At 37.5% G+C, this 1,330-nt stretch carries 2 protein-coding genes; both read left to right on the top strand.

Annotated elements, in window-relative coordinates:
• On the top strand, positions 1–668 hold a 668-nt coding region (locus KSO91_RS17275; RefSeq protein WP_238744260.1), incomplete at its 5' end, for a hypothetical protein.
• A 1-nt stretch (position 669) separates the two neighbouring features.
• Positions 670–1,131, top strand: coding sequence for a hypothetical protein (locus KSO91_RS17270; protein ID WP_238744259.1), 462 nt, complete (start codon positions 670–672; stop codon positions 1,129–1,131).
• Positions 1,132–1,330 lie beyond the last annotated feature (199 nt).

The raw sequence follows: 1,330 nt of genomic DNA, 5'->3' as shown, positions 1-1,330 counted from the left end.
GGGAGTTAACTCTAACGCAAAAAAACTATATAGCTTTGACTTGTACACCCGTTTATGGCCCTTGCGCTTCGCCCGGTGGTGAAGAAATAATGATGAAAATGGCTGAAGGGCATAGCTATTCTCCTGAACAGCTAGATACTTATCACGGAGTGGCTATAATAGGCGCGTCGGTTGTTGGTATTCGGGCGTTGGGACCGTTGGGAGCTTTAAAAAACAACATTACAGGAGCTGCATTCGAAGGCGGTTTATACCGATCTGTACCTAAAGGGAGAAATCCTCTAGAAATTCACCCCATATTCAATACTGAAAAAGCAATTCACCGATATACTGGTGAAGGACAAGGTGGTTTATACCTCGGTTCATCACAACGAATTGTGAACTCTGAGTTTACTGGAAATGGTGCTTCAATAGACGGTTTGGTAAATAACAAGTACAACGTGAAAATTGATAATTTACTCGATTTAACTAATCCATCCGTCAGATCTGAACTTGGTATCTCTCTTGACGATTTGGTACGTACAGGGCCTAATAAAAAGTGGAATTATGAAATAACTAATCCACTTGGAAAGTTTGCTGAAGAGAGTGGTTACAATGGAATAATCGCGCCTGCAGCACAAGCTGATGGTGGAGTAAACTTAATTATTTTCAAACCGGAGTTGGTGAAATAACATGACTAGAACTATTAATGGTGTAGTGCGTAAAATTGAATCCGAATCTGAAGTTTTTTTTGATTTTGAATTTTGGGGCGAATCAGATCAAGATACATATGGACTTCTATGTTTTATTCAAATGAGCTCCCCAACAAAATTATTTATCACAGAAATGAATGCTAATGAGTTAGCTATTTCCAATGATGCAATAGCTCTAGAGTCAGTGAAAAATAGGATTTCCAATGAAATAGGCGTAAAAGATTTAGTCTTTCCTAAGGTTATTCGATTTGATAAAAAAATGAGTGATGCCAATGCAGGATTTCAAGCTTATTTAAAAACATACGAAAAGCCAGTTCCTGTATATGAAAGCATATTTGATAAGACTCAAGAAGCTAAACAAGTCGAAAAACTTTCTATTGATAAGTTCAAGCAACTAGGAGGACAAATAAAGTTGATAGGTCAAATTAGTGTGGAAGAATAAGTGAGCCAGAATAACTGAGGACAGCCACTCCTTTTTGACGGATTGTGAATTTAAAGGCCGATTAGGGTCAAGTCTTTCATTTTGCATTATTTGATAAATCATGGGGTTATGTGTTGCCTTTTCAATAAATTGGTGATGTTGTATCAATCACGCTAGTTCACCATTTAATCTATTAATCCAGCGGCTAAGCACACTCTGT

Source organism: Psychromonas antarctica (assembly GCF_022267535.1).
GTDB classification, from domain to species: domain Bacteria; phylum Pseudomonadota; class Gammaproteobacteria; order Enterobacterales; family Psychromonadaceae; genus Psychromonas; species Psychromonas antarctica.
Note: the sequence above shows the minus strand (reverse complement) of the source record. Positions and strands in the feature narration are given on the sequence as shown.

Bases quoted from the DNA above. Each gene is read 5' to 3' on its own strand.
- KSO91_RS17270 (WP_238744259.1), top strand. From the start codon at position 670: ATGACTAGAACTATTAATGGTGTAGTGCGTAAAATTGAATCCGAATCT.